Below are 24,489 nucleotides of genomic sequence, written 5' to 3' on the forward strand. Positions count from 1 at the left end.
CAGTATTCCCCTAGGCCAGCCGCAACCCGGTAACCAGCACGTCGATAATCTTGATTCCGATGAAGGGAACGATCACGCCGCCCACGCCATAGATAAGCAGGTTGCGCCCCAGGATCGAGGCAGCCCCGAGCGGCCGATACTTGACTCCGCGCAGCGCGAGCGGGATTAGCGCAATGATGATGAGCGCGTTGAAAATCACCGCAGAAAGGATCGCGCTCTGCGGGGTGCCGAGGTGCATGATGTTGAGTGCCTGCAGTTCGGGATAGCCGACCACGAACATCGCCGGGATGATCGCGAAGTACTTGGCGACGTCGTTAGCGATTGAAAACGTCGTCAGGGCGCCGCGCGTGATGAGGAGCTGCTTGCCGATTTCGACTACCTCCATAATCTTGGTCGGATTCGAGTCGAGATCGATCATGTTGCCGGCTTCGCGCGCTGCCTGGGTACCGGCATTCATCGCGATTCCTACGTCCGCTTGCGCGAGCGCGGGGGCATCGTTGGTGCCGTCGCCGATCATCGCGACCAGTTTCCCCTGTGCCTGTTCCTCGCGGATGATCTTGAGCTTGCTCTCCGGGGTCGCCTGCGCGATATAGTCGTTCACGCCGGATTCCTTGGCGATGGCATCGGCGGTGAGCGGATTGTCACCGGTGATCATCACCGTGCGCAGGCCCATCGCATGCAGCCTCTCGAAGCGCTCGCGAATGCCCTCTTTGATAACGTCCTTCAGGTAGATAACTCCCATCGCGCGAGGACCGTCCGCTACGACCAGCGGGGTTCCACCGGCGCGCGCGATTCGTTCGACCACCGGGCTCAGCTCGGCGGGCGCCGTGCCAGCGTTGAGCGCGACGAATTCGATGATCTTGTCGGCCGCCCCCTTGCGAATCTTCCGGCTGGCGATATCGACGCCGCTCATCCGGGTCTGCGCTGAGAACGGCACGAACAGCGCGCCTTTGTCGGACAGCTCCCGTCCACGGATATTGAATTGTCTTTTGGCCAGCACCACGATCGACCTCCCCTCCGGCGTCTCGTCGGCCAGCGAGGCGAGCTGCGCGGCGTCCGCCAATTCCTCGATCGTAACCCCCGGCATCGGGATGAACTCCGAGGCCATGCGATCGCCGAGCGTGATGGTGCCGGTTTTGTCGAGCAGAAGCGTATCGACATCGCCGGCAGCTTCAACCGCACGCCCCGACATCGCGAGCACGTTGTGCTGGACCAGGCGGTCCATGCCGGCAATGCCGATGGCCGAGAGCAAGCCACCGATGGTGGTCGGGATCAGGCACACCAGCAGCGCCACCAGCACCGGGACCGAAAGGATGGTTCCCGCATAACGCGCAAACGGAAACAAGGTTACGCACACGAGCATGAAGATGATGGTCAAGCCCGCCAGCAGGATGCTAAGCGCGATTTCGTTGGGGGTTTTCTGGCGCTGCGCGCCTTCGACCAGCGCGATCATACGGTCGAGGAAGGTTTCGCCGGGGTTCGCCGAAATTCTGATTTTGATCCAATCGGAGATAACCGTGGTGCCACCAGTGACCGCGCTGCGATCGCCTCCGCTTTCGCGGATTACCGGCGCCGATTCCCCGGTAATGGCAGCCTCGTTGACCGCGGCGACCCCTTCGATGACCTCACCATCGCCCGGAATGACCTGGCCCGCGCTGACTAGCACGATATCGCCCTTGCGCAGCGAAGTGGCAGGAATGGTCTCTTCTTTGCCGTTTCTTACCACCCGGGCCTGGGTTTCTATTCGCGTGCGGCGCAGGTTATCGGCCTGGGCTTTGCCCCGCCCTTCGGCCATCGCCTCCGCAAAGTTGGCGAACGCGACGGTAAACCACAGCCACAGCGCGATTTGTAGCTCGAAGCCGGCCAGCGCCAGCTGCCCTCCAAACGAATCGCGCAGCAGGATGATCGTGACTGCGGCCGCCGTCACTTCGACCACGAACATCACGGGATTCCTCACCTGGATGCGCGGATCGAATTTCCACAGAGAATCGATGAGCGCGCGCGAGACGATCTCCCGGTCGAAGAGCGAGCGAGATTTACTGTCGGCCATGGAGAACGTCCTTCCTCAGAAGAGTTTGCCGGCGTACAGGGCCAGGTGCTCGACGATCGGTCCGAGCGCATCAGCGGGAAAAAAAGTCAACGCCGCCACGATCAAGATCACCCCGACCAGCAGCGCAACGAACAACGCGCCGGTGGTCGGGAAGGTGCCCGCGCTCACCGGCACGGATTTCTTTCCAGCCAGCGAGCCAGCCAGGGCCAGGGCAGGAATCATCATCATGAAGCGCCCCGGCAACATCACGAACGCCAGCGTGTAGTTGTAGAAGCGGGTGTTGGCGCTCAGGCCGGCGAATGCGGAGCCGTTGTTCGCACCCGCTTCGGAATACGCGTAGAGAATTTGCGAAAAACCATGCGGCCCCGGGTTGCTGATGCCCGCAAGGCCCGCCTTGGTCGCGACCGCGACCATCGCGCCGAGCAGAACCACGGCCGGGAAAATCAGTACATAAAACATGGCGAGTTTCATCTCGCGTGCCTCAATTTTCTTTCCCAGGTACTCGGGCGTACGCCCGACCATTAGGCCCGCGATAAACACCGACAGCACCGCCATCACCAGCATCCCGAACAACCCGGAGCCGACGCCGCCGAAAATAATCTCGCCGATTTGCATATTGAGCAGGGGAACCAAGCCGCCCAGCGGCAGGTAACTGTCGTGCATCGAGTTGACCGCGCCGCACGAAGTGTCGGTGGTGACCGTCGCCCACAGCGCGGAGTCAACAATGCCGTAGCGGACTTCCTTGCCTTCCATGTTGCCGCCGCTCTGCGTGGCGGAGGCTTGTTGGTTAATTCCCATCGCGGCGAATTGCGGATTGCCTCGTTGCTCGCCCCAAATCGCCACCCCTGCTCCCCCCATGAACAGCAACGCCATCGCGGCGAACAGCGCCCAGCCCTGGCGTCGATCGCCGGCCATCTTGCCGAAGGTGTGCGTGAGGGCGGCGCCGATCGCGAAAATCGCGACCATCTCGATCAGGTTGCTGAGCGGAGTCGGATTTTCGTAAGGATGCGCGGAGTTGGCGTTGAAGAACCCGCCGCCATTAGTGCCCAGTTCTTTGATTATTTCCTGCGAAGCGACGGGACCCTGGGCGATAACCTGTTCGGCGCCTTCCAGGGTCTTGGCATGGACATACGGGCTCAGATTCTGCGGGACACCCTGCCAGACGAGTACCAGTGCGAACACGACCGACAGCGGCAGCAAGACCCACAAGGTGGTACGAACCAGATCGAACCAGAAATTTCCGAGGGTCCGCGCCGAGCGCCGCACGAATCCCCGTATCACCGCGATGGCCGCGGCGATGCCGGTGGCCGCCGACACAAAGTTGTGAAAGGCGAGCCCGGCCATCTGCGTGAGGTAGCTCATGGTGGTCTCGCCGCTGTACGCCTGCCAATTGGTATTGGTGGTGAAGCTCGCCGCCGTGTTGAAGGCCAGATCGGGGGCTAGCCCTGCAAGTCCCTGCGGATTGAAAGGCAGCAAGCCTTGCAATCGCTCCAGCGCGTAGAGCACCAGCATACCCACCAGGCTGAACCACAGAATCGCGATGGTGTACTCGCCCCAGGTCATTTCGGTCGCCGGATGGACGCCACAGAGGCGGTAGATTGCTCGTTCAACCGGTCGTAGCACGGGATCGAGAAAGGTCCGTTCTTCGGCGAACACGCGTGCCATATAAAGACCCAACGGCACGCTGATCACCGTCACCAGCAAAAAAAAGATCCCGACCTGCAGGACTGCGTTCCAGACCATCAGGGTTCTCCGGTCGTCGAGGCTCAGAATTTGTCGGGCCGAATCAGCGCGTAGATCAGATACGCCGTCAGTCCAGTCGCAAGAGAGACACCAAGAATGAAGTCAAGCAGACTCATATCTTCTGGCATCCCAGCACATATGAGATAGCAAGGGCAAAGAAAGCCACCGTCGCTAAGAGAGCAGCAAAGTCAGGCATGGCAGGCTTATGTAGCATTGCTCATGCCAGACTTGAAAATTCAACCTCTCCAATGTTGCAGTTCCGTGCAAATCACAAGACCTTACAATTTGCAGGACTTTCGTCATGCGAATTGCACCGGTTCGCTTTTCGTTTGGTGCAGCTGGAAGCTTTTACGCACGCGTGACTCAAGTCGGGTACGCTTGATGGAAAAAGCCTGATGGTTTTGTAGGTTCCGGGTGGCGGGAGACTTGCAGGTCACAATGCAGAACGCGGTGGCTTCCGCGGCTTCTCCATTTTTTTAAAGCAAGGAGCCATCTTTTATGAACATCGTCGAGATCCTGGATCGTTTGATTGCAGTCTCCATCGACAGTGAAAAACGCTATCGCCACGCGGCGAAAGATGTTGAACGCACCAGCCTTGAGAAGTTTTTCCGAGGGCAAGCACTCACCCGTAAAGCGGCCGCGGATGAGCTCAGCGCCGAGCGCATGAAAATGAACGGCGACGCTATCGAGCACGGAACGCTGAGCGGTCTCGCAGACCGGACGGCCTTGGACTTCTCGGTGATAATGAGCAAGGGCGACACTGGGGTCATGGAATGGTGTCGCGAAGATGACGAACAGGTCATCGCCGAGTACGAAAAGGCATTGGCGGAAAAGCTACCCGAGCAGTTGCGGCTGATGCTTGAGCGACAGCTGGAGCATGTTCGCGGCGCAGTCGGCAAACTGGAGGGCGCGCTCAGCGTCTTCGGGAAACCTCGTTCGTAGTCTTAGGTGGCCAGCCACCGCCGGGACCTCCCGGAACGTGCGAATTTTCTCCTGGTACACCTCGATCGCGCGCAGAACATTGGTATGGCCAACGTTATCGACGAGAACTTCCACACCTCGCACGTAGAAAACGGAAACCACTACTGAGTCCGACTCGCTCGCCAGCGTGGTTACCGCGATCGGCGTGGTGATGATGCGGCGCTGATCGAACTCGGCGGCGGCGGAGACTTCGTCGGTACTTTGGGTGGAGCGTCAAGCTGGGCGAAGTAAGCGCACGCTGGCTCATGCAGGTTCGACCCGCAACGGCAGCCGCAGTAGTGGCGGCCGCACTGACAGTCAGTATCGCGAGCGCCGCGGTACCGGTGCCAAATGCGATGCGCGTCTCGCCGGCCTTGGGTTTCGACAGGTAGTCTAGCCAGCATCCCTCGCAATCCTCCGCCGGCCGGCGCAGTCGGTCCGACGTCGTAGCGAGCGGAGCGTGCAAGGCAATCCCGCGCGCCCCCGATTTCCTCTAAAGGAAACGACGGGCTTTGCCTTTCCTATCGCTGCCCGAGCATGGTAGTTGAACGCGAAGCTCCCCTTTTTGGAGAAGACCGATGATTTCCAGAGAACAGCGAGTCCCGTTTGCAGATACCTCCAAGCTGCCTGCCGATTTCGACCTGGAGCGCTACAAGGTCAACGGCAAGGTGGTCAACATCTTTGGCGTGCTGATCAACCATCCGAAACTGCTTAGGGCTTGGGGGCGGTTCGGTGCATATATTCTGAGCAACGAGCAGACGCTCTCCCCGCGCGAACGCGAGATCGCGATCCTGCGGATCGGATGGCTGAACCAGGCGCAATACGAATGGGAGCAGCACGTAAGGATTGGCAAGACCTCGGGCCTGAGCGATGACGATATCGATCGGATCACCAAGGGGCCGCAGGCCGGGTGGAACCGGAATGAGGCGGCCCTGCTCCAGGCAGCCGATGATTTGTTCGAGAACTCAGTCGTTTCGGACGAGACGTGGAAGACGCTTTCTGAACGTTACAATACCCAGCAGATGATGGACCTGGTGTTTACCATCGGCCAGTACAATCTGGTGTCGTGGGCCTTGAACAGCCTGGGCGTCCCGCTCGATGAGTACTTGCCGGGAGCAAAGAAATAACCCTCGGAACCTCGAAGCATAGGAGCGATCGAATGAAGACGGAAACCATGGAATACCAGGACGGTGACGTGAAGCTCATCGGCTATTTTGCGTACGACGACCGCAAGCCCGGCAAGCGCCCTGGAATCCTGGTGATGCCGGAAGCGTTTGGCCTCGGCGATCACGCCAAGAAGCGCGCAGAGCGGCTGGCGGAACTTGGCTACGCCGCGCTGGCCGGCGATCCCTATGGCAACGGCGCGACGGCTCCCGACCTGCCGGGCGCAATGAAACTTGCCACCCCGCTGTTTGAGAACGTGGACAAGCTGCGCAAGCGCGGACGCGCCGCGCTCGACAAGCTCGCGTCGCTGCCCCAGGTCGATAGCAGCAGGCTCGCCGCGATGGGCTTCTGCATGGGCGGCTCATTCGCGCTGGAGCTGGCGCGCGATGGCGCTCCGCTGCGCGGGATAGTCTCATTTCATGGTGCATTGCAGACGCAGCGCCCGGCAACTCCTAGCGGCGTGAAAGCAAGGATCCTGGTCTGCACCGGTGCTGACGATCCGATGATTCCGGTAGCGCAGGTAAACGGTTTCGAAGAGGAAATGACCAAGGCCGGCGCTGACTGGCAGGTGGTCTCATACGGCGGAACCGTGCATAGTTTCACCAACGTCGATGCCGACGCCGCCGGTATCCCCGGGGTCAAGTACAACAAGTCATCGGACGAGCGTTCCTGGAAGGCGATGAAATCGTTCTTCGAGGAAATCTTCGCCGCCTAGCGCGCGACTGCAAAAGATTGTCCCGTCCTCCCCCTTTTACGAGCGGGAGGACGGCGCGCTCACGGATTGAGGACTAGCTTTCCGGTCGACTGGCGCGACTCCATGAAGCGATGCGCCTGTGCGGCCTCGGCCAGGGGAAATTTCCTGCCGATCAGCAACTTGAGCTTGCCCTGCGCGATCAGCTTCAGCGATTCTTCAATCCCGCGTCGCATCACTTCCGGCAGCGGCGACACGGCATAGAGGGTGAAGCCGCTCACCTTGGCGGACTTCTGGAAGAGCGAGAACATGTTCAGGGGCTGCGGGGGGCCGCCGGCGCGTCCGTACAGGATGATGTGGCCGAACGCCGCGACGCATCCAAGACCTTTTTCGAACGTGGTCGCTCCGACCGCATCCAGGATCAGATCGGCGCCGCGGCCGCCGGTGAGGCGGTTGGTCTCTTCCGCAAAATCGTCGGTCGCGTAATTGATCGCGTCGTCTGCGCCGTACTCCTTGATCAGCGCGGCTTTTGAATCGCTCGAAACGGTTCCGATGACACGGGCTCCCGCAGCCTTAGCGATCTGTACCGCCACGATTCCGACTCCGCCCGCTGCGGAGTGCACCAGCACGGTCTGGCCGGACGTCGTCTGATGGCACGTGTGCAACATGTGCCAAGCGGTCAGCACCTGGATCGGGAAGGCCGCGCCGTCATCGAACGATAGCGAGTCGGGCAGGGGGATGACCTGGCTGGCGGGTATGACGGCATACTCGGCGTATGCCTTGCTGCCGATTCCGGCAACCCGCATCCCTGGTTTGAGATTGGGAACGCCGGACCCCACCGAGTCGATCTCACCGGCAGCCTCGAAGCCGGGAACATCGGGAAGCTGCGGCTGCATCAGGTACTGGCCCTGGCGAAACAAGGTATCCGCAAAATTGATTCCCGCCGAGCGCACCCGAATCACAACCGTGCCCGGTTTCGCTTCGGGTTTCGGGACATCGCCCAGACGCAGAACTTCAGGTCCGCCTAGTTTTTCGAAGATGACTGCTTTCATGATGAAACCCCATCGGTTGCGTAGTCAGTTTCATTGTGCAACCTACGCGTGGCTTCGACGCCACGCAAATGGAAGTGACCATACCGACGCGCACAGAACCCATGAAGACGGCACCAAGAAACGTCACCGAGATCCCGGCGCCACGGACCTGAGCCCGACGTCAACTGGGCGCCAGCCGGAAATGCTCAGCTGTCGCATTGCTTTTGATGACGGCTCCCCGCAATATCTCTCGGGGGAAGACGAATGAGGAACCTAATCCGACCTTTGCTTGTTGCCGCAATCTTGGCCGCCTGTGCGTGGGCAGCCGCCCCTGGGCATGCTGCGGAGCCATCCGCGGCCGCCAGCCCGGGCACGCTGCCGCCCAAGTGGGACAAGCGTATTCCGCTGCCTCCCGGTGCAGTGCTGCTGTCCTCGACCACCCCCAAAGTGGGCGTCGTCTATTCTGCCGATTTCGCGGCGCCCGGCAGCTACGACGAACTGGTGAAATTTTACGAAACGCAGCTAGCGAAGGCTGGGTTCAAGATGGGACCCAAGGTCGCCATTCCGGCGCGGAAGGTGTACAACCGCACCTTCACCTGGACGGACATACTGGACAGTGTGGTGATAACGCCCAGCACCGCAGACCCATCAAAAATGAACGTGCACGTTACGTACACCCCCTTGCCTGATACGAAGTAGTCGAGGCCAGCTCGGCTAGCGTTTCAGATCAATGTCGCCGCACAAGTACTTGCGATAAACAAGCAACGCGGGATCGCTGGCGGGGTGCACCGCGCTCTTCGTATCATCGCGCCAGTTTCCGGAACTCACGCACATGTATTTGATGTTCTTTGCGCAGTCGTAGGCGTCCGTCATGAAACCGGTCTTGCCGATTTCTTCGGGACGTAAAACGTTGGTGCTCTCGTTGAAATAGACCAGGCCGTCGCTGCCGCGATGGACTGACGCGGAATCGAGGTAGGCGTGCCCCGGCTCACCCGCGACATTGAGCGACCGCGCATCGGGTTCCTCGACCCATCCGTTGCGACCGCTCCACTCGGTATCCGCACCGGTGCAAAAAATCGTCAGCGCAGCCAGCAGCGGAACATAGCGGCAGCGACGCGCGAACAAACAAAGGCCCGACATCTCGGCCGCTCGATGCTTCAGTTGGGTACCCAGGTCAGCGCGCGAATCTCACCAAACTCCCTTCTGAGTTTTCGCCACGAGTCGCCGGCATCGGTCGAGACGTACACGTACCCATGCAGGGTGTTGGCCACGATGATGTTCGGGTTCTGGGTGTTGGTTCCGAACCAGTACACGACCGAGTTTGGCTCGACCGGCAATTCGCACTTCGCCCAAGTCTTGCCGCCGTCGCGTGTGCGCTGAATCGCACCGGTTTTGCCCGGAATGAAATCGCCGTTGCCAACGTAGATGGTATCGGGGTCGTCGGGCTTCAGTGTCACGCCGCGGCAGTAGGAAATCCGGTCGCGCTCCGCAAACCGTGGGAAACCATGGAGCGACCAGGACATGCCTTCATCGCTGCTGCTCCACAGGCCATCGGGGGTGGTCACCAGCAGTTTGCCGGCCTTACCTCCAGCGACCGCCAGACCATGGACGTCGAGATTAAGTTCCTTCTCCCCCATCTTACGATGCGTCCAGGTTTTGCCGTCATCGCGACTGCAATAGACACCGTCGATTTCCACACCCACCCAAAGAGTCTTCTGGTCGCGCGGATCGACCAGAATGTTGGTGACTTTCGGCGCTCCAGCCAGGCAGCGCTCAGCGATCGGAATTGCCATTTTCTCCCAGGTCTTGCCGCGATCGGAGGACCGGAAAACTCCCGGCGGCTTGGTGCCGATGAACAGAACCTCGGGATTGGCGGGATGATACGCGACCGACCAGATTTGTTTGCCAGCCGCGGGAGATTCAACCAGATCCCAGTTGGCGCCGTTGTCTTCGCTGCGGTAGAGACCGACCTCGCTGCCCGCAAGAAGCTCGTGCGGGCGATGCGGTGAGACCGAGAACGAACGAATTTGGACCTCGCCGGGCTCCGCATCGAACGGCAAGTTCATCCGGCTGCGGCGCCATCGCTCGCCGCCATCGGAGCTGAACCACACGCCGGCGCCAACCGTACCTACGCAAATCGTGAAATCCTGGGTCATAGCGTCACCTCACGATTGGGAAGTCTCTGACTGATTCTTTACTCGCCCGCCTCCGCCATCCGCAAACGCATTTTTTCGGGTGTCGCATGCGCGGCAGGCCCCTCCACCGCAAGGCCTGAATTCTGCGTTCGGGCGCTTACTGCAAGTCCTGAATGAAGCATCTTCCTTTTATCTAAAGATTTATGTCCCGCTCGCTGCGAAGAGCCCGTGAGAACAAGGCTACTTGACGCCCGGTCGCACGCTCGGAGATATAAGGGTTAGGAGAGGCGCCATGATTCTTAAAACGCTGGATATCGATCCGAAGGATTTCGAGAGCCGTACGGGATGGACGATCAAGCCCGAGGGCGCGTGTAAGGGCGAGGTATGCGTGGCGCTTCCGGCGGGTACTGCGTCCGGCGCGAAGCTCAATGCTCACGTGCTCTCGGAACGCCTGGGAATGCCCCTGATTCACGACCCTGAAGCGAAGGTCTGGTGCCTTGGACCGGAAGCGATGGGGCGTGCCCTGACCACCGCACACGCGTCGGAACTGGTGCTGCCCGACTACCAGGGCAAGCAGTTCCACCTGAGTTCTCTCCGCGGGCAGAAGGTGCTCATCGTCACCTGGTCTTCATGGTGAGGATGTCGCCTTGACCTGCCCGTGTGGCAGGCGCTGCGCAACGAACTTCATCCCCAGGGCCTCGAAATCGTAACCATCGCGCTTGATGTCGATGCGGAAGCAGCGCGGCAATGGATCGAGCAGACCAAGCCCGACAATCCGTCGCTAATCGATAGCGCGCATCGGGTCGATGAGCTTTTCGGCGTGATCAACGTGCCGAACGGCGTGTGGATCGACGAGGAGGGCATGATCGTCAGGCCGGTCGAGCAGGCTTGGCCCGAGCGTGACTCGGCGCCCGATTGGCAGAAGATGGCCGACAGCCCGGATATCCCCGAGCAGTTGCGGGAGACGCTTCAGCTCGCGAGCCATATCGTTATACAGCCCAAAGAATACACGGCCGCGCTACGCGACTGGGTCGCCAAGGGCGAGGCGAGCCGTTACGCGCTCCCGCCGCAGGAAGTGATCAGGCGCAGCGGACCGCGCGACGAGGCGCAAGCGCAGGCAGCGGCATACTTCGAGTTGGGGCAGTACTTGTGGGAGAACGGCAAGCGCGATCTTGCGCCGCGTCATTGGCGCGAGGCGCATCGTCTCCAGCCGGACAATTGGACCTACAAGCGGCAGGCCTGGTCCTTGGCGGATCCGTTCCAGGGACAAAGCGAGCTGTACGACTCGTGCTGGGTGAAGGACGTCCAGAAGATCGGCGCCGAGAACTACTATCCGCCTTTGAATCTTTCCCCGGCAAGCGCCAAGTAGACTCAAGTCTGCGGGCACGGGCCACCGGCCCGTGCCATCGCGCGAAATCCTTTCGCACCCTTCTTGCTGACAGCAGCGTCCTGCTATTAGAAACAACAGGTTGCTGACGATCTCGAAGGAGCATTCGACCATGGGCAAACTTGACGGCAAAGTCGCGGTAGTTACCGGGGCGGCAAGCGGGCTGGGGCGTGCGAGTGCGCTGCGTTTCGCCAGAGAAGGCGCGGCAGTGGTGGTCGCCGATCTTAATTCACAGGGCGGAGAACTGATCGTCGCGGAAATTGCGGCTGCCGGGGCGCGCGGAGTTTACCAGCGATCCGACGTCACCCGCGAGTCCGACGTCAAGGCTCTCATCGAGCGCGCGGTGCGCGAATACGGTCGACTCGACATCACTTACAACAACGCCGGCGTGATCGGAGCGATGGGATCGATCGACAGCACCACCGAGGCCGATTGGGACAAAACCTTCGCAATCCTGACCAAGGCGGTTTTCTTCGGCATCAAGCATTCGGTCGAGCCGATGCGCAGGGCAGGAGGCGGATCGATCATTTCCACCGCCTCGATCGCGGGGATGAGCGGCAGCTTCCGACTTCATGCCTACAGCGCGGCGAAGGCGGCCGTCATCAATCTCACGCGAACGGCGGCACTCGAGCTGGGCAAGGAGCGGATCCGGGTGAACTGCATCTGCCCGGGAATCATCAGCACTCCGCTGGTTCACAGCGGAATACCCGGCGGCAAAGAAACCGTCGATCCGCTCATCGGTAAGGCGCAGGCGATTCAGCGCGCGGGCCAGGCCGAAGATATCGCGAACATGGCGTTGTTCCTGGCTAGCGATGAAGCTTCGTGGGTAACCGGCGCCGCGATGGTCGTGGATGGCGGGTTCACGGCGGGACAGCCGTTCTCCTTCACGGCGGGAGGCGCGGATCAACTGGGCCAGGCGGGCTACTCCGGCCCATCGTTCGAGCGCGGGTGAAGAACGACCAGACCATCGCTCGCAGAGACATCGACCTCCGACTGACTAATGCAGTTCCGCTTTCAGGCTGGTCAGAGTGGCAGCTTCGGTGATTCCGTCTGCGAGCTTCGCGGGAAAGCGACCATGCAGTGGGCTTAACCGGGTGCCCAGCGCCGTGAGGTGATAGCCGAGCATGGCGAGACCGTGGAACGGCGACGGCACCAGGTCGACCGCGTCCCTGAGTTCCCGCACCTCATTTTCATCCCATCCGAGCAGTCCGCTGATAAAGAAGTAGACCGGGAACGAGCCGACCAGGCATAGCATCAGTACCATCCAGGTATTGGCAATATGGCCAGGTCCGCGCCAGAGCCCACTGACTATTCCGCTGACTACAAGGTAGTTGGCGACACCGGCAAGGATGGGATTTACAAAGGTCTGCCACCAGCTGAAAACCGGAGGGGCTACCATTCGTGCCAGCAAGGGCCAGGCGACCAGTGCCTTGAGCGTGGCCGAGAGAATAAAGCCGTAGAACAATCCGTAGAAACCGAAGTGCGCGACGAAGATATAGGTAAGCGCGATACGTCCCAAGTGCTCGATTCCAACCAGCCAGCTATAGGTTCCGGTCTTGCCGGCGGCCAGGAAGAATTGATCGGGCATCCGTACTGCGAAATCGGAAAGCCGGAACAGATGCATCAAGCCGAGCACCGCCAGCGCGCGGCCGAACTGCGGCGGCAATAAGCCACCGATCAGCACGGGCGAGAACGCAACGTAGACGCCGCCGAGCAAACCCATGATCATGATGGCCCAGCGCAGACCCTGGTCAGCATAACGCTGAGTCAACGCTATCATTTGATGCGAGTACGCCTCGGAGATCGACGGCATCATCGTCGCGAAGATCGAGACGCTGGTCTCCAGGTACGCGAAGGTCAGGCCATAGGTGAGGAGCCAAATTTCGTTTTGTTCGAGGAAGTTAGGGATGAGCCGCCCTAGGATGAGTGGAACCATCGACCAGCTGAGGAACGGCATGACCGCCCCGGCGGTAGCCTTCACGCCGTAGATCAGGGACCTCCATACCGTATCGCGATCGAAATGGACCAGCACCAAGGTCAATAACTTCATTCCGCTACGATGATAGAAGACGGCGCAGACCAGCCCCAGCAGGTAATGTCCGATGACCGCACCGACGGAGAAACCCATCACGGCGCCCAGGCCCTCTCCAAACGCCGGATGCATCAGTCCCCAATGCCGCCCGTAGATCGCGCAGACCATCTGTACCGCCGGATAGGCGACGTAAAACATTACGGTGGTCAGCTGCACGTAGTCGAACCGTTGATAAGAACGGAAGATGGCGAGGAACGTGACGTAGAAGGAAGGGAAGCTGGCAAACGTGTAAATCACCACCAGCCAGCTCAGATAAGCGGCCGCGCTGTGGGGAAGCAGCACCGCTCCGACCAGGCTCATGATCGCGAACGCAACCAGTCCAATACCGAGGTGAAACCAGATAAAGAATTGCACGTAGCTCATCGCGCGCGCCGGATCCTTAACGCGGTATTCGGCGAAATACTTCACGGTCGATTGGCTGGTGCCGAGATCGAGCAGCGGAACCAGAAACAGCAACACCTGCGCTACCGCGCCGCCCGCGCCGCGCGCTTCGAGCAACGGGTTGACGAAGGTGCGATCGAGCCAGAAGCTGACCACAAAATTGAATGGAATTATCAACGCGATGTTTAGCAAGTAGTTAAAAATAAAGCCGCTCAGCGGCCGATGAAATCCGATGATTTCCCAACCCGCGTTGCGGGGCTTAGGTACTTGGGCGTCGCCCGCGCGGGGAAGCGCCGCCGCACCGAGCGAGGAGGGCGCGAGGTTCGCCGGTCGCGGCCGATAGAAATGCTCGGCCGCATCGGGATGACGGATGCTGTATCTCCGAGCCGCGGTGAATCCCGCAATGAGTCCCGCGAACATCAGCGTGATCAGGACGCATAGAATTGCGGTGGTGCGCATGCCCGGGACGGGCGCGGCACTCCAATTGCCGTAGTGCACGGGGGTGATGCCAGCCGAGTTGCGCGTGACCCAGTACAATAGATAGTTGAAGAAAAAGAAGCGTTGGAAATCGTAGTTGCGCATCCCGCGCCCGCCCAGCAGCATCCGCCGGTAGCTGTGCTGGCCCGCTTCGAGGTTTCCCTCGCTGAGCCATACATTCAAAATGTAGACGGTGCCGCGGCCAACCTTGATTCGCGTCAGGATCGGGGTCCGGGGATGAACCGGATCTGACGAGGTAGTCGCGACCAGAACCATAGCGTCTGCCCCGACCGCGAGTAGGCTCCGTTCGTAGACGCGTACTGCCGTGTTCCAGCTAACCTGGGTTGCGAGCAAATCTGACTTCGGTCCGACGTAGGCGATGGTGGCGGCGATCTTCTCGCTGGCGGTGGCATGCCTCGGCCCCATCGGCACATCGACGACCCCGGTCTGCTCAACCGCGTCATGGGTCAGGGTCCGCACGGAAGCCGGATCGATATGCGGGCCCATGACGATGAGCAAACCCAGGCCTGAATCCACGCGCGCCTCGAGATCGTCAAGTGCGGCGCCGGGCGCGGGCAATTCGTCCTGGAAAATCGCCACCCGCGCATCGGCCAAGTGGTCAACGCGGCTGGTTGATGGATCGAGCGCGAGGCGACGGAACACCAGCTCCTCGGCGCCCTGATAGAAAACGGGAAAACGCTGCTCCGAAGCAGCTGCTGCGGACACCAGCAGAGCGAACGTGGCAATTGTAAAGGCGGAGGCCCAGCGAATTCGCATCAGCCGCACGTCTCCGGGACGTTTAACGCGCTGCCTAAAGTAGGTCCTGAGCGGGTGGAACGCTATAGACTGATTCCATGAACCCGAAGGCAGAATTGCGCCGCCTTTCGCCAAATGGTTGTGGATTGGCGATGATCACGACCCTGTCAACACGGCAGCACCCACCAAACCCTCACCGGAACGGAACAGGCATTTAGAGCAATGGCGAATCAACCTCAAATCCCCGCCCGGCCGGAAGCGAGCCTGGGCGAGTTCATGCTCACGCACAAGGGCGACCTGACGCTCGCGCTCTCGTTGGCTGTCTATCTGGCCAGCGGCGCGATGCTGACCTTCACGCGCTTCCATCGCTCCGCGGAAATCGCTGTATCGATAGCGGAAGCGGCGCTTATCGGAGGACTCTGCGATTACATCGCGCTCAAGATGATCTTCGAGCGGCGCTGGTATCTGCCCAACTCCGGCGTGTTGCCGCGCAATCGGCAAAAGCTGGTCGATGGCATCGCCAGTACCATCGAAAACGAGTGGCTCACGCCCCTGATGATCGGCCAGCGGCTCAGCGAGCTGAACCTGGTGAATCGCCTCGGGACGTACCTGGAAGAAGTGAAACTCAGCGACCTCCTGGGACAGGCCGGCCTTCGACGTCTCATCGCGCGCGTGATCGACTACCTAGAGTCAGATGAGCGCCGCGCGCAGCTCGAGACCGTGCTGCGCAAGGCGTTGCCGACAACCTTCTCGCGGATCTATGCGGTGATGCATCGGCTGGGCGCCCAGACGCTCACCGCGAGGATCGCAGCCAATCTCCGCAGTCGCCTCCCGGAGCTGCAAAACGATCCCGAGCTGGTGCACACCCTGGAGAACGCGATCCATGAATTCGGTGCACAGCTTCACGACCCGGAGAGCTATGCCTATCAGCTTGCTCGCCGGCTGATCGACGAGATCGTGCGGCGCGCCGTGGAGGCGAGCCGCGGGCAGATTTCGCACATGGTGCGGGAAAATCTCGCGCGGCTGTCGGATGAGCAGATCCGGTTTCAGATAGAATCCAAGACCCGCACCCACCTGGATTGGATTCGCGTCAACGGCGGAATCTTCGGCGCATTCTTTGGGCTGGTCTTCGCGCTGGCGCGGATCGTCATCGATCATGGGCCGCAAATCTTGGAGCGCTTGCACATTGGAATATGAAAAGCGGAATAACGACTTGACTTCTCTGTCCGAGGTGACAAGCGTGGGAAAGAAACCGGGAGGATTCCAGCGTGGCTCAACTTGCTTATTCAAGTGCTATTTCGATCGCGAAGAAAATCAAGGCGCGCAAGATCTCCAGCCGCGAAGCGCTCGACTATTTCCTGGCTCGGGTCGAGAAGCTCGACAAGCCTATCAACTCAGTAGTCACTATCGATGCCGATCGCGCGCGCAAGGAGGCCGATGAGGCTGACGCCGCGCTGGCACGCGGTGAGATACGCGGGCCGCTACATGGCGTGCCGATGACGATCAAGGACTCGTTCCAGACCAAGGGTATGCGAACGACGTCGGGCGCGCCGGAGCTGTCCGGCCTAATCCCTACAGAAGATGCGTGGCCGGTTGCGCGTCTACGCGAAGCCGGCGCCGTCATCTACGGAAAGACCAACCTCCCTATCTACGCCGGCGACTTGCAGAGTTACAACGAGGTTTTCGGGACCACCAACAATCCCCACGATGTATCGCGCACCCCGGGTGGCTCATCGGGGGGATCGGCGGCGGCCCTCGCCTGCGGATTCACGCCGCTGGAACTCGGTAGCGATATCGGCGGGTCGATTCGACTGCCGTCGCACATGTCGGGGATCGTTGGCCATAAGCCAAGTTACGGGATCGTACCAGCGCACGGTCAGATTCCCGGGCCGCCGGGAACCCTGACGCTCGCCGACCTCGCAGTCGCCGGACCGATGGCGCGTAGCATCGACGACCTCAAGCTTGGACTCGATATTATGGCGGGGCCGAATCGCTGGGAGCATCCGGCGTGGAAGCTTAAGCTGCCAGCGCCGCGCCGGGCGACGCTTAAAGAGTATCGCGTAGCCGCATGGCTCGATGATCCCACCTGCCGCGTGGAGCCTGAGTTGCGGGAATTGCTCGAGAAAGCCGCGCAGGCGCTCGCGGGAGCCGGCGCGACCGTGGATTACAATGCGCGTCCGGCCTTCACCCTGGAGAAAGTCGCCGATACCTTTGCCGCGCTGCTGCAGGCCGCGCTGGCGGGGGGAGTATCGTTCGAGAAAATCGAGGAGTACGCAGCTACCGAGGGCGATTCGGCCGCAGCCCGGACGCGCCGACTGCTCGCGATTCGCCATCGCCAATGGCTCAGCATCAACGAGCGGCGGCTCCAGATGCGCAGGCGATGGGAAGAATTCTTTGCGGATTGGGATGCGATCCTGCTTCCGGTGATGCCATGCCCTGCGATTGCGCACGATCATTCGGAACCGCAGGCGAGCAGGACCGCGATGGTAGGCGGCGAGCAGCGTCCCTACTGGGCGCTGACCACGTGGATGGCGCCCGCAGGAGCTTGCTACCTACCTGCGACGGTGATTCCGGTAGGGGTATTGCAGAGTGGGCTGCCGGTCGGAATTCAGATCGCCGGACCGTATCTGCATGACCGCACCACGCTGGACTTGGCCAAGCATCTATTTGCGCTGTTGGGCAACCGCTGTCCGAGGCCGCGCGGCTTCTCAGGGTGAAGGCGAGGGGTGCTTTTATCCGACCGGGAGAGGCCCGCGGAGTTATTTTCGTTCTGCGCGCCGAGCAACGACTTTGGCGCCGTCCCCGATGGGCGTCCGAATCCGACGATCTAAATTTGAATTTTCGAGAACTGGATAGTCGAGCTACCGGTATTCGTCGCCGCAGTCGCCGATCAACCTTGCGAGGTCGCGGGATTTTGCGCTGACGGCGTCGAGCTTTGCACGGTCGTCGGAATCGAGCTGGAATCCGAAAACGCGCGTAGTGTCGGCTATATGTTCGGCGACCCCAAGGCGTGTCCCGACAATCACGGCGGCCACTGCAGGACGATCTAGAATCGCGCGCACGGCAACGTTAGCAATGCTGACCCGATGGCGGTCGGCGACCTGCTTCACCGCGGCGAGTAACTCCTGAAACAGAGACCATCCGCCCCATGCTTCGATCATGTTGCGATACTTCTGAAGTGATGCGGTGTTCAGGTCGCTGCGGCGCGGCTCGGGCCGGGCCACAAATTGTTCCGACATCAAACCGCCGAGCAGGACCCCATAGGGGAGAAGCGTAATCCCGTGCTCGCCGGAGAACGCGGCCATTTTGTTTTCCGGTCTGCGATCCACCAGTGAGTACTGCACCTGGTTCGAGACGATCTTGATGCCGTGATCGGTGATGATACGCAGGTGCTCGGTGTCGAAATTGGTAAGGGCGAGGTGCAGAATTTTGTCTTCCTGTTGGAGATCGGCGAGATGCTTGAGCGCATCGAGGTAGGCCTCGTCGCCGTAGTCCCACCAGTGAAATTGCAATAGATCGAGCGACTTTACGCCCATCCGCGACAGCGACAGGTTAATCGCGTCCTCGACAACGCGGCGCGTCATCCTGCCGGGCCGCGGCACCCATTTGGTGAACGCCTGAATCTCGTTGAGCCGATCCGCACCGAAGCGGCCGGCGAATTGCTGGCGGAATGCTCCAATGAAGTCCTCGGCAGGTCCATAGTGATCGGCGACATCCCAAGTCGTGAACCCGCTCTCGTGGTAGGTGAACATCTCGGGAATGGCACGCGCTGGGTCGATGTTTCCATGCGCGCCTGAGACTTGCCACAAACCGTTCATCACACGGCAGATCGAGAGGTCGGGGGTGAATTGAAAGCGGCTCGATGCGGGTAGCGTCATGGCCATCTCCAGCTATCGTGCAAAATACCCCTTTGGCGCCATTCAGTGTTAGGCTCTAGCAAACCCAAAGCTGGAGAAGACCCGACCATGAAAATCGGCGTGCTGACGTTTCTGACCGACAAGTCCGGGAGTCCTGGAGCGATCGCACATGCGGCCGAGAACCTGGGCTTTGAATCATTCTATGTCGCGGAGCATCTCGCAGTGCCAACCGACTATACGACCCGCTACCCGCGCTCGCGCGATGGCAAGGTTCCCGATTTCTACGGCGCATTGATCGATCCGTTCGTCGCGCTCTCAATAGCTGCGCATACCACATCGCGCATCAAGCTCGGAACTGCAATCTGCCTGCTGCCCGAGCGCAACGTCATCGAGACCGCCAAGGTGACCGCATCGATCGATCACTATTCGAAGGGCCGGCTCATCTTGGGCGTTGGCGCCGGGTGGTTCCGAGAGGAGGCCCAACTGTTCGGAGTGGATTTCGCCCGTCGCTGGCAGCATTTGCGTGAAGCAGTGGAAGCGCTGCGCGTCCTCTGGAGTGGTGACGACGTAAGCTACACTGGTGAGATCGTCAAGTTTCCCTCGATCAAGGTAGGACCCAAACCCGTGCAGAAACCCGCGCCTCCGATCTGGCTCGGGGCGCACGACCCCAAGTACGCGCTCAAGCGCGTCGCCCGTTATGCGGATGGATGGTGCCCGGGCGGCCTCAGCGTTGAAAAGGCACGTGAATGCATTCCCCAGATCAAGGCGCTGGCCAGCGAATATGGCCGCGACCCCGAGAAGATCGAGTTTTCGGTTTTGCTGATGGGTGGCGATGGACCATCGGCGGACGTGATGAAGCAGTACGCCGAGGCGGGGGTGAGTCGACTGGTGGTCGCGGCGTCTGCGGTCGCGGAAGATGGAGTGAAAGTGGTGCAGGGACTCGGACCGATAGTGGAGAGCGCTGCGAAAGTCGGCTAGTGGCGCAGGGGCGAGGGGAGCAGGCATTTGTGTCGTCGCGGGCCGGGCGAGGCCCTCTGAGCTTGGCTCAGCTGGTGAAATACCCGGGAAAGAAACATGGGCAGTATCAGCGCGGTAGACGAGAAGCTTCGACGTAAGTTCTATGTTGACGATCCGGACGATCTTCGGCCTGGGGAAAAGCTGGTCTTCCTCCTGAGCTTGCACGGCGGTGGTTCGGTTGGCGCATGGCAGCGCGCGTACTTCCCGGCCTATCGTTACAAGGAAAAGTATCGACTGGTTATCGCGACACCGTCGTCCGCCACCAAAGAGCCAATGCGACGCTGGGTGGCGGAGGCGGATGATGCCCATCTGCGCAACATCGTCGATTACCTGTTCGAAAAATATGGGAAAGACACGATCGCAGCGTTCTGGCTGGTCGGGCATTCGCAGGGTGGCATGACCGCCAACCGACTGCTCGGCGACGATTTCTTTCGCAACCGGGTCGATGGTTGGTTGAGTCTGTCGGGCGGCAGAATCGGGCCAATCGAGTTACCTCCATCATTTTTCGTTCCGGTAGGACCCCTGCCGCGCCTGCCCGGGTTTCCGATCGGAACGGCGCGTCCCGGTAGTGCGGCCGTGCCGGATTGTGACATCTCTTTCATCTTTGCGACCGGCGAGCACGAGATGGTCGCGCTGCCCGAGACGTCTCCGTGGGCGGACAAGTATGAAGCCGGCCCACGCGTCAGGTTGCCCGACGTGATCGATGAAGAACCCGGCCTTATCTACGACACCTTGCGCGAGGGGAGATCGAATTCGGCTTGGGGTCTATTACCACGACCTGGCGTCGCCCAAGTCTATGCGTATCCAAACGCGCGTGGCGGTCGCGTGATCGCCGACGTAGTTCGTCTTGATAAGGGACATACCGAGGGGTTGGAGCCGCGGATCACGGAAGAACTGATCAGGATGATTGTCGCAGCGCCCGGCGGCAAGGCGCAACAATCAGATGAGGTACTGTTAACCCCCGCGTAACCGCGGCGGTTGCGGCGAAGCCTGCCGACGATCTAGCGTCGCCGGTTGATGAATTTTAGCTTAATCAATCGCGCGCTCGCCCGCAGCGTCGCCAGCGCGATCATGCTCGTCTGCGTCACCGAGTCGGCGGCCATGGCGAACTCCAGCTCGCCGAAGAGTCCGATTCATCACGTGATCCTGGTCGTAGGGGAGAATCACAGCTTTGATAATCTGTTCGGCGCGTACCAGCCGCTCAGGGGTCAGAGCGTAGACAATCTGCTGTCCAAGGGAATTATCAAGCCGGACGGGGCGCCCGGGCCTCACTTCGACAAGGCGGTCCAATGGAACGCGATTGACCACGACAAATATTCGATCACTCCGACCCGTACCGAACCGTACCCTCGATTGCCGCAACCGAATACCACCTTCGCTTTTGGGCAACCTCAGGGCGTACCCGATGCGCGATTTCCGGCCGACCTGCCCGATGGTCCATTTCAGCTCAGCAAGTACACCGCATATCAGCTCTCGTATACGGGCGATCCGGCGCATCGCTTCTTTCAGATGTGGCAGCAGTTCGACCAAGGCCGCAACGACCTGTTCGTGTGGGCCGCGGTCACGATCGGCTTCGGCAGCGACGCCAAACCCCCGCCCGCGCCGTTTACCGATCAAAGCACCCGCCAGGGTGCGGTCGCGATGGGTTTTTACAACATGAACCTGGGCGATGCACCGGTATTCAAGTTCATCGCGGATCACTACGCGATGAGCGACAACTTTCATCAGGCAATAATGGGCGGGACCGGCGCAAGCTTTATCTTCCTCGGCACTGGAGATCTCGCGTTCTACAGCGACGGGAACGGAAAACCGCTGACTCCACCCACCGAGCTAATCGAAGACCCCGACTCCTGGAGCCGATCGAACAACTGGTACAAGCGCGACGGGTTTCGCAGCGGCACCTATGTGAATTGCGCGGACCGATCGCAACCTGGGGTTGCGCCAATACTCGACTATCTGAAAACCCTGCATCGGCCGTCCAACTGCGCGACCGATCATTATTACCTGGTCAACAACTACGGGCCCCCGTACAATCCGGACGGCACGCTTGTTGACCGCAAGCAGCATCCCTACACCCTGCCGCCACAAACCCTCCCGAATATCGGCGAGGCACTGAGCAAGGCGGGTATCTCGTGGAAATACTATATCGGCGGCTTAAAGCCGGGCGGGGCCAATGATTCGTGGTGTTCGATCTGCAATCCGATGCAGTTCAGCCGCAACGTGATGACCACGGGGCTACGCGCTAATATCACCGGAGTCACGGATTTCTTTCATGATGCGGAGTCGGGCACACTGCCCGCCGTTTCCTTCGTTCGGCCCTACGAGCCTTACTCCGGGCATCCAGCCAACTCGTCGGTGGCTGCGTACGAATATTTTGTGCAGGCAGTTGCCAATGCGGTCATCAAACGGCCGCAGCTCTTCGCCGACACGGCGATTTTCGTAACCTTTGATGAAGGCGGAGGCTACTACGATTCCGGCTATATCCAGCCGCTCGATTTCTTTGGCGACGGTACCCGCATGCCGATGATAGTCATTTCACCATACGTGGAGCCGGGAGCGATCGACCACACTTACGCGGACCAGGCATCGTTTCTTAAATTTATCGAGTGGAACTGGGGTCTCGCCCCGTTATCGTCGCGTAGCCGCGACCATCTGCCCAATCCCATAGCCTCAACCCAGAATTCGTACGTGCCGAGCAATGGCCCGGCGATCGGAGATTTGCAAAGCATCTTCGATTTTTCTCATCGGCGTAGTGATCCTCCACTGGTCCTGCCCGGAGGAATTTAGATGACGGCGGGGACGCTTCACTAAGATTCAGCCGCCAGCGTGGCGCTGCGATTGCTGGCCGCCGATGATATGCGGCTCGCGGAATTTTCCTTCGCGATGCTCGACCAACACGATTCCGCAGTTCGGCGGCACGTGCGCATCCTCCCACCGACCAGTTATATATGCCCACATTGCGACCATCACACCGCCGTGGCTCACTACGACCACATCGTCATCGGCGAAACGTGCGACCAGTTCATGGAGAATAGGTCCGACCCTATCGCGGACGTGTTCGTAGGATTCACCACCGGGCGGGACCCAGGTCCACGGCCGCGTATGATCGTAGCCTTGGGCCTCGAAAATCGATTCGTAAGGCTTGCCCGCGAAGTCGCCGGTTTCCCGCTCATGCAAGCCCTCGCGAACCTCAAACGGCAGCTTCAGCTCTTCGGCGATGATAGCTCCAGTGTCGCGCGCGCGAAGATACGGACTCGCCACCACTACGCGCGGATTTGAAATCGCGAGAATGGCGGATGCCACCTCGCGTGCCTGTTTGCGGCCCAATTCGGTGAGCGGTAGCGTCATCGGGGTGGTGGTAAAGATCCGCGTGACGTTTCCTGCGCTCTCGCCGTGTCGCACCAGTACCAATCTGCCCATGCTGTCGCTCTTTTCACCCACGCGGGCGCTTGGCGGTATTTTGCCCACAAGCAAAGATTGACGCCACGTCAGTCCGACCCTTAGGTCTGACGGTTTTCGCGGGCAAGTATCTTTTGGCGCCGCCAGTCCGTCGAGTTTATGACGACGTGATCAGGAGGGATCGTGTGACTGAAAACGATTTTCCCAAGCAAATTCGCGATGAGGCCCGCGCCGCGTGGCATAGCTATATCGACTTCTTCGTGCCCTTTCGACCCGAATTGTTTCGCTATTGCAGGCGGCTGACTGGCGATGTTTGGGATGCGGAGGACTTGGTGCAAGAAGCTATGCTGAATGGGTTCGGTGTGTTGGGACGGGTCAATTCAGTCGCCAATCCGCGCGGATACCTGGTTCGGATCGCAACCAATCTATGGCTCGATGCTGTTCGGCGGCGCGAGGCGGCCGACCGCGCCGCCGAACGGGAGCGCAACGAGCAAGTCACTAACCAACCCAAAGCCGATCCCGCCGAGGTGCGCGAGGCCGCCGCCACGCTGATGCATGTGCTCGGGCCCCAGGAACGCGCGGCCTTCCTTCTCAAAGACGTGTTCGACATGAGCCTCGAACAGATTGCCGAGGTGCTCGCGACCTCGGTCGGAGCGGTGAAGACGGCACTGCATCGTGGCCGCAGTCGGCTCGATGCGACACCCCGGACGGCAGCTCGCCGACCGGCGCCGTCGGCGAGGCTGGTCGCTCGCTTTGTTGAGCGCCTCAACGCGGCCGACCTGCAGGGGCTCCTGGCCCTGATGCTCGATAGCGCGACGATCGACATGGTTGGCAATCTACTTGAGGTTGGCCGCAAACAGTTCGAGGCCAAGGGCAGTTGGCTCTGGCAGGCCGTGAACGTCCATCCGGACATGCCGCCCGAGTTGCGCCCACCCAAGTTCCTCAACGAGCGGATAATTCTTCATGGGGAACCAATGATGCTCGGTTTTATCGTGCATGGAAACGCAAAGATCCTGATGGCCATCGCACGCTTCGAGGAGATGGACGGGCAAATCGCGCGCATCCGCTCTTACAACTTCAATCCCGAAGTTCTCCAGGAGATTGGTGGTGAACTCGGCGACCCGGTGGGCCAGGTACCGTATCGCTTTCCGACGCCAGCGCCAGCATAGACTGGAGCGATCCGAGAAATCGGTGACAGTCCATCGCGAAATGGCCGAGGCCCCTACCAGCGCGCGCCGAAATCTGGTGCAGGAGCCGCTGGGCCTTCGCGCTGACGAAGCTCGGGCGGCGGCAGCTGCGGGTCCGGCAATCAAAGAGACCGGAACACCCGCGGTCGATTCGACTGTACA

Annotated in this window: 21 protein-coding genes; 12 read left to right on the forward strand and 9 right to left on the reverse strand. The window is 60.5% G+C overall.

What is annotated here, in order from left to right; genetic code table 11:
- Window positions 1-10 precede the first annotated feature (10 nt).
- From kdpB to kdpF, 3 genes are read right to left on the reverse strand one after another with little or no spacing between them, the layout of a single operon-like run.
- Window positions 11-2,050, reverse strand: a complete 2,040-nt coding sequence (gene kdpB / locus VGI36_21295) for a potassium-transporting ATPase subunit KdpB (GenBank protein HEY2487688.1) — start codon at window positions 2,048-2,050, stop codon at window positions 11-13.
- Between the two features lie 15 nt (window positions 2,051-2,065).
- A complete protein-coding gene (kdpA, locus tag VGI36_21300; GenBank protein HEY2487689.1) occupies window positions 2,066-3,793 on the reverse strand; it encodes a potassium-transporting ATPase subunit KdpA in 1,728 nt (575 codons plus the stop codon).
- A 23-nt stretch (window positions 3,794-3,816) separates the two neighbouring features.
- Entirely contained in the window at window positions 3,817-3,909 is a 93-nt protein-coding gene (kdpF, locus tag VGI36_21305; protein HEY2487690.1) for a K(+)-transporting ATPase subunit F, read from the reverse strand.
- A 382-nt stretch (window positions 3,910-4,291) separates the two neighbouring features.
- Here kdpF and VGI36_21310 point away from each other — a divergent pair, with 382 nt between their 5' ends.
- The 3 genes from VGI36_21310 (at window position 4,292) to VGI36_21320 (ending at window position 6,632) form a co-directional block, all read left to right on the forward strand.
- The gene (locus VGI36_21310; GenBank protein HEY2487691.1) at window positions 4,292-4,735 is read left to right on the forward strand and encodes a PA2169 family four-helix-bundle protein; all 444 of its coding nucleotides are present in this window, start codon (window positions 4,292-4,294) and stop codon (window positions 4,733-4,735) included.
- A 596-nt stretch (window positions 4,736-5,331) separates the two neighbouring features.
- Window positions 5,332-5,880 (forward strand): carboxymuconolactone decarboxylase family protein, encoded by a 549-nt coding sequence (locus tag VGI36_21315; GenBank protein ID HEY2487692.1) that lies wholly within the window; start codon window positions 5,332-5,334, stop codon window positions 5,878-5,880.
- Window positions 5,881-5,912: 32 nt separating this feature from the next.
- Complete coding sequence (locus VGI36_21320; GenBank protein ID HEY2487693.1) at window positions 5,913-6,632, forward strand: dienelactone hydrolase family protein; 720 nt, start codon at window positions 5,913-5,915, stop codon at window positions 6,630-6,632.
- 59 nt (window positions 6,633-6,691) lie between these two features.
- Here the strand turns inward: VGI36_21320 and VGI36_21325 are convergent, their stop codons facing one another.
- Window positions 6,692-7,660 (reverse strand): quinone oxidoreductase, encoded by a 969-nt coding sequence (locus VGI36_21325; protein ID HEY2487694.1) that lies wholly within the window; start codon window positions 7,658-7,660, stop codon window positions 6,692-6,694.
- Between the two features lie 243 nt (window positions 7,661-7,903).
- On the opposite strand from VGI36_21325, the gene VGI36_21330 reads away from it, so the two are divergent.
- Window positions 7,904-8,338 (forward strand): hypothetical protein, encoded by a 435-nt coding sequence (locus tag VGI36_21330; GenBank protein HEY2487695.1) that lies wholly within the window; start codon window positions 7,904-7,906, stop codon window positions 8,336-8,338.
- Window positions 8,339-8,353: 15 nt separating this feature from the next.
- On the opposite strand, the gene VGI36_21335 is transcribed toward VGI36_21330, so the two are convergent.
- Together VGI36_21335 and VGI36_21340 are read right to left on the reverse strand one after the other, a co-directional pair.
- Window positions 8,354-8,779: a hypothetical protein gene (locus VGI36_21335; GenBank protein HEY2487696.1), complete on the reverse strand. Its 426-nt coding sequence runs from the start codon at window positions 8,777-8,779 to the stop codon at window positions 8,354-8,356.
- Between the two features lie 17 nt (window positions 8,780-8,796).
- Window positions 8,797-9,795: a hypothetical protein gene (locus tag VGI36_21340; GenBank protein HEY2487697.1), complete on the reverse strand. Its 999-nt coding sequence runs from the start codon at window positions 9,793-9,795 to the stop codon at window positions 8,797-8,799.
- Window positions 9,796-10,066: 271 nt separating this feature from the next.
- On the opposite strand from VGI36_21340, the gene VGI36_21345 reads away from it, so the two are divergent.
- Both VGI36_21345 and VGI36_21350 read left to right on the forward strand, forming a co-directional pair.
- Window positions 10,067-11,143 (forward strand): ResA-like WAxxUGC motif-containing protein, encoded by a 1,077-nt coding sequence (locus VGI36_21345; protein ID HEY2487698.1) that lies wholly within the window; start codon window positions 10,067-10,069, stop codon window positions 11,141-11,143.
- Window positions 11,144-11,273: 130 nt separating this feature from the next.
- Complete coding sequence (locus VGI36_21350) at window positions 11,274-12,113, forward strand: SDR family oxidoreductase (protein ID HEY2487699.1); 840 nt, start codon at window positions 11,274-11,276, stop codon at window positions 12,111-12,113.
- Between the two features lie 45 nt (window positions 12,114-12,158).
- Here the strand turns inward: VGI36_21350 and VGI36_21355 are convergent, their stop codons facing one another.
- Window positions 12,159-14,888 (reverse strand): hypothetical protein, encoded by a 2,730-nt coding sequence (locus tag VGI36_21355; protein HEY2487700.1) that lies wholly within the window; start codon window positions 14,886-14,888, stop codon window positions 12,159-12,161.
- 201 nt (window positions 14,889-15,089) lie between these two features.
- Between VGI36_21355 and VGI36_21360 the strand changes: the two genes are divergently transcribed.
- Both VGI36_21360 and VGI36_21365 read left to right on the forward strand, forming a co-directional pair.
- Window positions 15,090-16,064: a DUF445 family protein gene (locus VGI36_21360; protein ID HEY2487701.1), complete on the forward strand. Its 975-nt coding sequence runs from the start codon at window positions 15,090-15,092 to the stop codon at window positions 16,062-16,064.
- 71 nt (window positions 16,065-16,135) lie between these two features.
- The gene (locus VGI36_21365; GenBank protein HEY2487702.1) at window positions 16,136-17,584 is read left to right on the forward strand and encodes an amidase; all 1,449 of its coding nucleotides are present in this window, start codon (window positions 16,136-16,138) and stop codon (window positions 17,582-17,584) included.
- 144 nt (window positions 17,585-17,728) lie between these two features.
- On the opposite strand, the gene VGI36_21370 is transcribed toward VGI36_21365, so the two are convergent.
- Entirely contained in the window at window positions 17,729-18,745 is a 1,017-nt protein-coding gene (locus VGI36_21370) for an aldo/keto reductase (GenBank protein ID HEY2487703.1), read from the reverse strand.
- An 87-nt stretch (window positions 18,746-18,832) separates the two neighbouring features.
- On the opposite strand from VGI36_21370, the gene VGI36_21375 reads away from it, so the two are divergent.
- From VGI36_21375 to VGI36_21385, 3 genes are all read left to right on the forward strand, one after another.
- A complete protein-coding gene (locus VGI36_21375; GenBank protein ID HEY2487704.1) occupies window positions 18,833-19,702 on the forward strand; it encodes an LLM class F420-dependent oxidoreductase in 870 nt (289 codons plus the stop codon).
- 96 nt (window positions 19,703-19,798) lie between these two features.
- A complete protein-coding gene (locus VGI36_21380) occupies window positions 19,799-20,710 on the forward strand; it encodes a hypothetical protein (GenBank protein ID HEY2487705.1) in 912 nt (303 codons plus the stop codon).
- Between the two features lie 48 nt (window positions 20,711-20,758).
- Window positions 20,759-22,528, forward strand: coding sequence for an alkaline phosphatase family protein (locus VGI36_21385; GenBank protein HEY2487706.1), 1,770 nt, complete (start codon window positions 20,759-20,761; stop codon window positions 22,526-22,528).
- A 27-nt stretch (window positions 22,529-22,555) separates the two neighbouring features.
- Here VGI36_21385 and VGI36_21390 read toward each other — a convergent pair whose 3' ends face one another.
- Window positions 22,556-23,161 carry a histidine phosphatase family protein gene (locus VGI36_21390; protein HEY2487707.1) on the reverse strand — a complete coding sequence of 202 codons (606 nt, stop codon included), beginning with the start codon at window positions 23,159-23,161 and terminating at the stop codon, window positions 22,556-22,558.
- A 164-nt stretch (window positions 23,162-23,325) separates the two neighbouring features.
- Between VGI36_21390 and VGI36_21395 the strand changes: the two genes are divergently transcribed.
- Window positions 23,326-24,309, forward strand: coding sequence for an RNA polymerase sigma factor (locus tag VGI36_21395; protein HEY2487708.1), 984 nt, complete (start codon window positions 23,326-23,328; stop codon window positions 24,307-24,309).
- The last annotated feature ends 180 nt before the right edge of the window (window positions 24,310-24,489 follow it).

The organism is Candidatus Binataceae bacterium (assembly GCA_036495685.1).
Lineage (GTDB): Bacteria > Desulfobacterota > Binatia > Binatales > Binataceae > JAFAHS01.

Coding starts and splice junctions, on each gene's coding strand:
- kdpB (HEY2487688.1), bottom strand. CDS start 2,050: ATGGCCGACAGTAAATCTCGCTCGCTCTTCGACCGGGAGATCGTCTCG.
- kdpA (HEY2487689.1), bottom strand. CDS start 3,793: ATGGTCTGGAACGCAGTCCTGCAGGTCGGGATCTTTTTTTTGCTGGTG.
- kdpF (HEY2487690.1), bottom strand. CDS start 3,909: ATGAGTCTGCTTGACTTCATTCTTGGTGTCTCTCTTGCGACTGGACTG.
- VGI36_21310 (HEY2487691.1), top strand. CDS start 4,292: ATGAACATCGTCGAGATCCTGGATCGTTTGATTGCAGTCTCCATCGAC.
- VGI36_21315 (HEY2487692.1), top strand. CDS start 5,332: ATGATTTCCAGAGAACAGCGAGTCCCGTTTGCAGATACCTCCAAGCTG.
- VGI36_21320 (HEY2487693.1), top strand. CDS start 5,913: ATGAAGACGGAAACCATGGAATACCAGGACGGTGACGTGAAGCTCATC.
- VGI36_21325 (HEY2487694.1), bottom strand. CDS start 7,660: ATGAAAGCAGTCATCTTCGAAAAACTAGGCGGACCTGAAGTTCTGCGT.
- VGI36_21330 (HEY2487695.1), top strand. CDS start 7,904: ATGAGGAACCTAATCCGACCTTTGCTTGTTGCCGCAATCTTGGCCGCC.
- VGI36_21335 (HEY2487696.1), bottom strand. CDS start 8,779: ATGTCGGGCCTTTGTTTGTTCGCGCGTCGCTGCCGCTATGTTCCGCTG.
- VGI36_21340 (HEY2487697.1), bottom strand. CDS start 9,795: ATGACCCAGGATTTCACGATTTGCGTAGGTACGGTTGGCGCCGGCGTG.
- VGI36_21350 (HEY2487699.1), top strand. CDS start 11,274: ATGGGCAAACTTGACGGCAAAGTCGCGGTAGTTACCGGGGCGGCAAGC.
- VGI36_21355 (HEY2487700.1), bottom strand. CDS start 14,888: ATGCGAATTCGCTGGGCCTCCGCCTTTACAATTGCCACGTTCGCTCTG.
- VGI36_21360 (HEY2487701.1), top strand. CDS start 15,090: ATGGCGAATCAACCTCAAATCCCCGCCCGGCCGGAAGCGAGCCTGGGC.
- VGI36_21370 (HEY2487703.1), bottom strand. CDS start 18,745: ATGACGCTACCCGCATCGAGCCGCTTTCAATTCACCCCCGACCTCTCG.
- VGI36_21375 (HEY2487704.1), top strand. CDS start 18,833: ATGAAAATCGGCGTGCTGACGTTTCTGACCGACAAGTCCGGGAGTCCT.
- VGI36_21380 (HEY2487705.1), top strand. CDS start 19,799: ATGGGCAGTATCAGCGCGGTAGACGAGAAGCTTCGACGTAAGTTCTAT.
- VGI36_21385 (HEY2487706.1), top strand. CDS start 20,759: ATGAATTTTAGCTTAATCAATCGCGCGCTCGCCCGCAGCGTCGCCAGC.
- VGI36_21390 (HEY2487707.1), bottom strand. CDS start 23,161: ATGGGCAGATTGGTACTGGTGCGACACGGCGAGAGCGCAGGAAACGTC.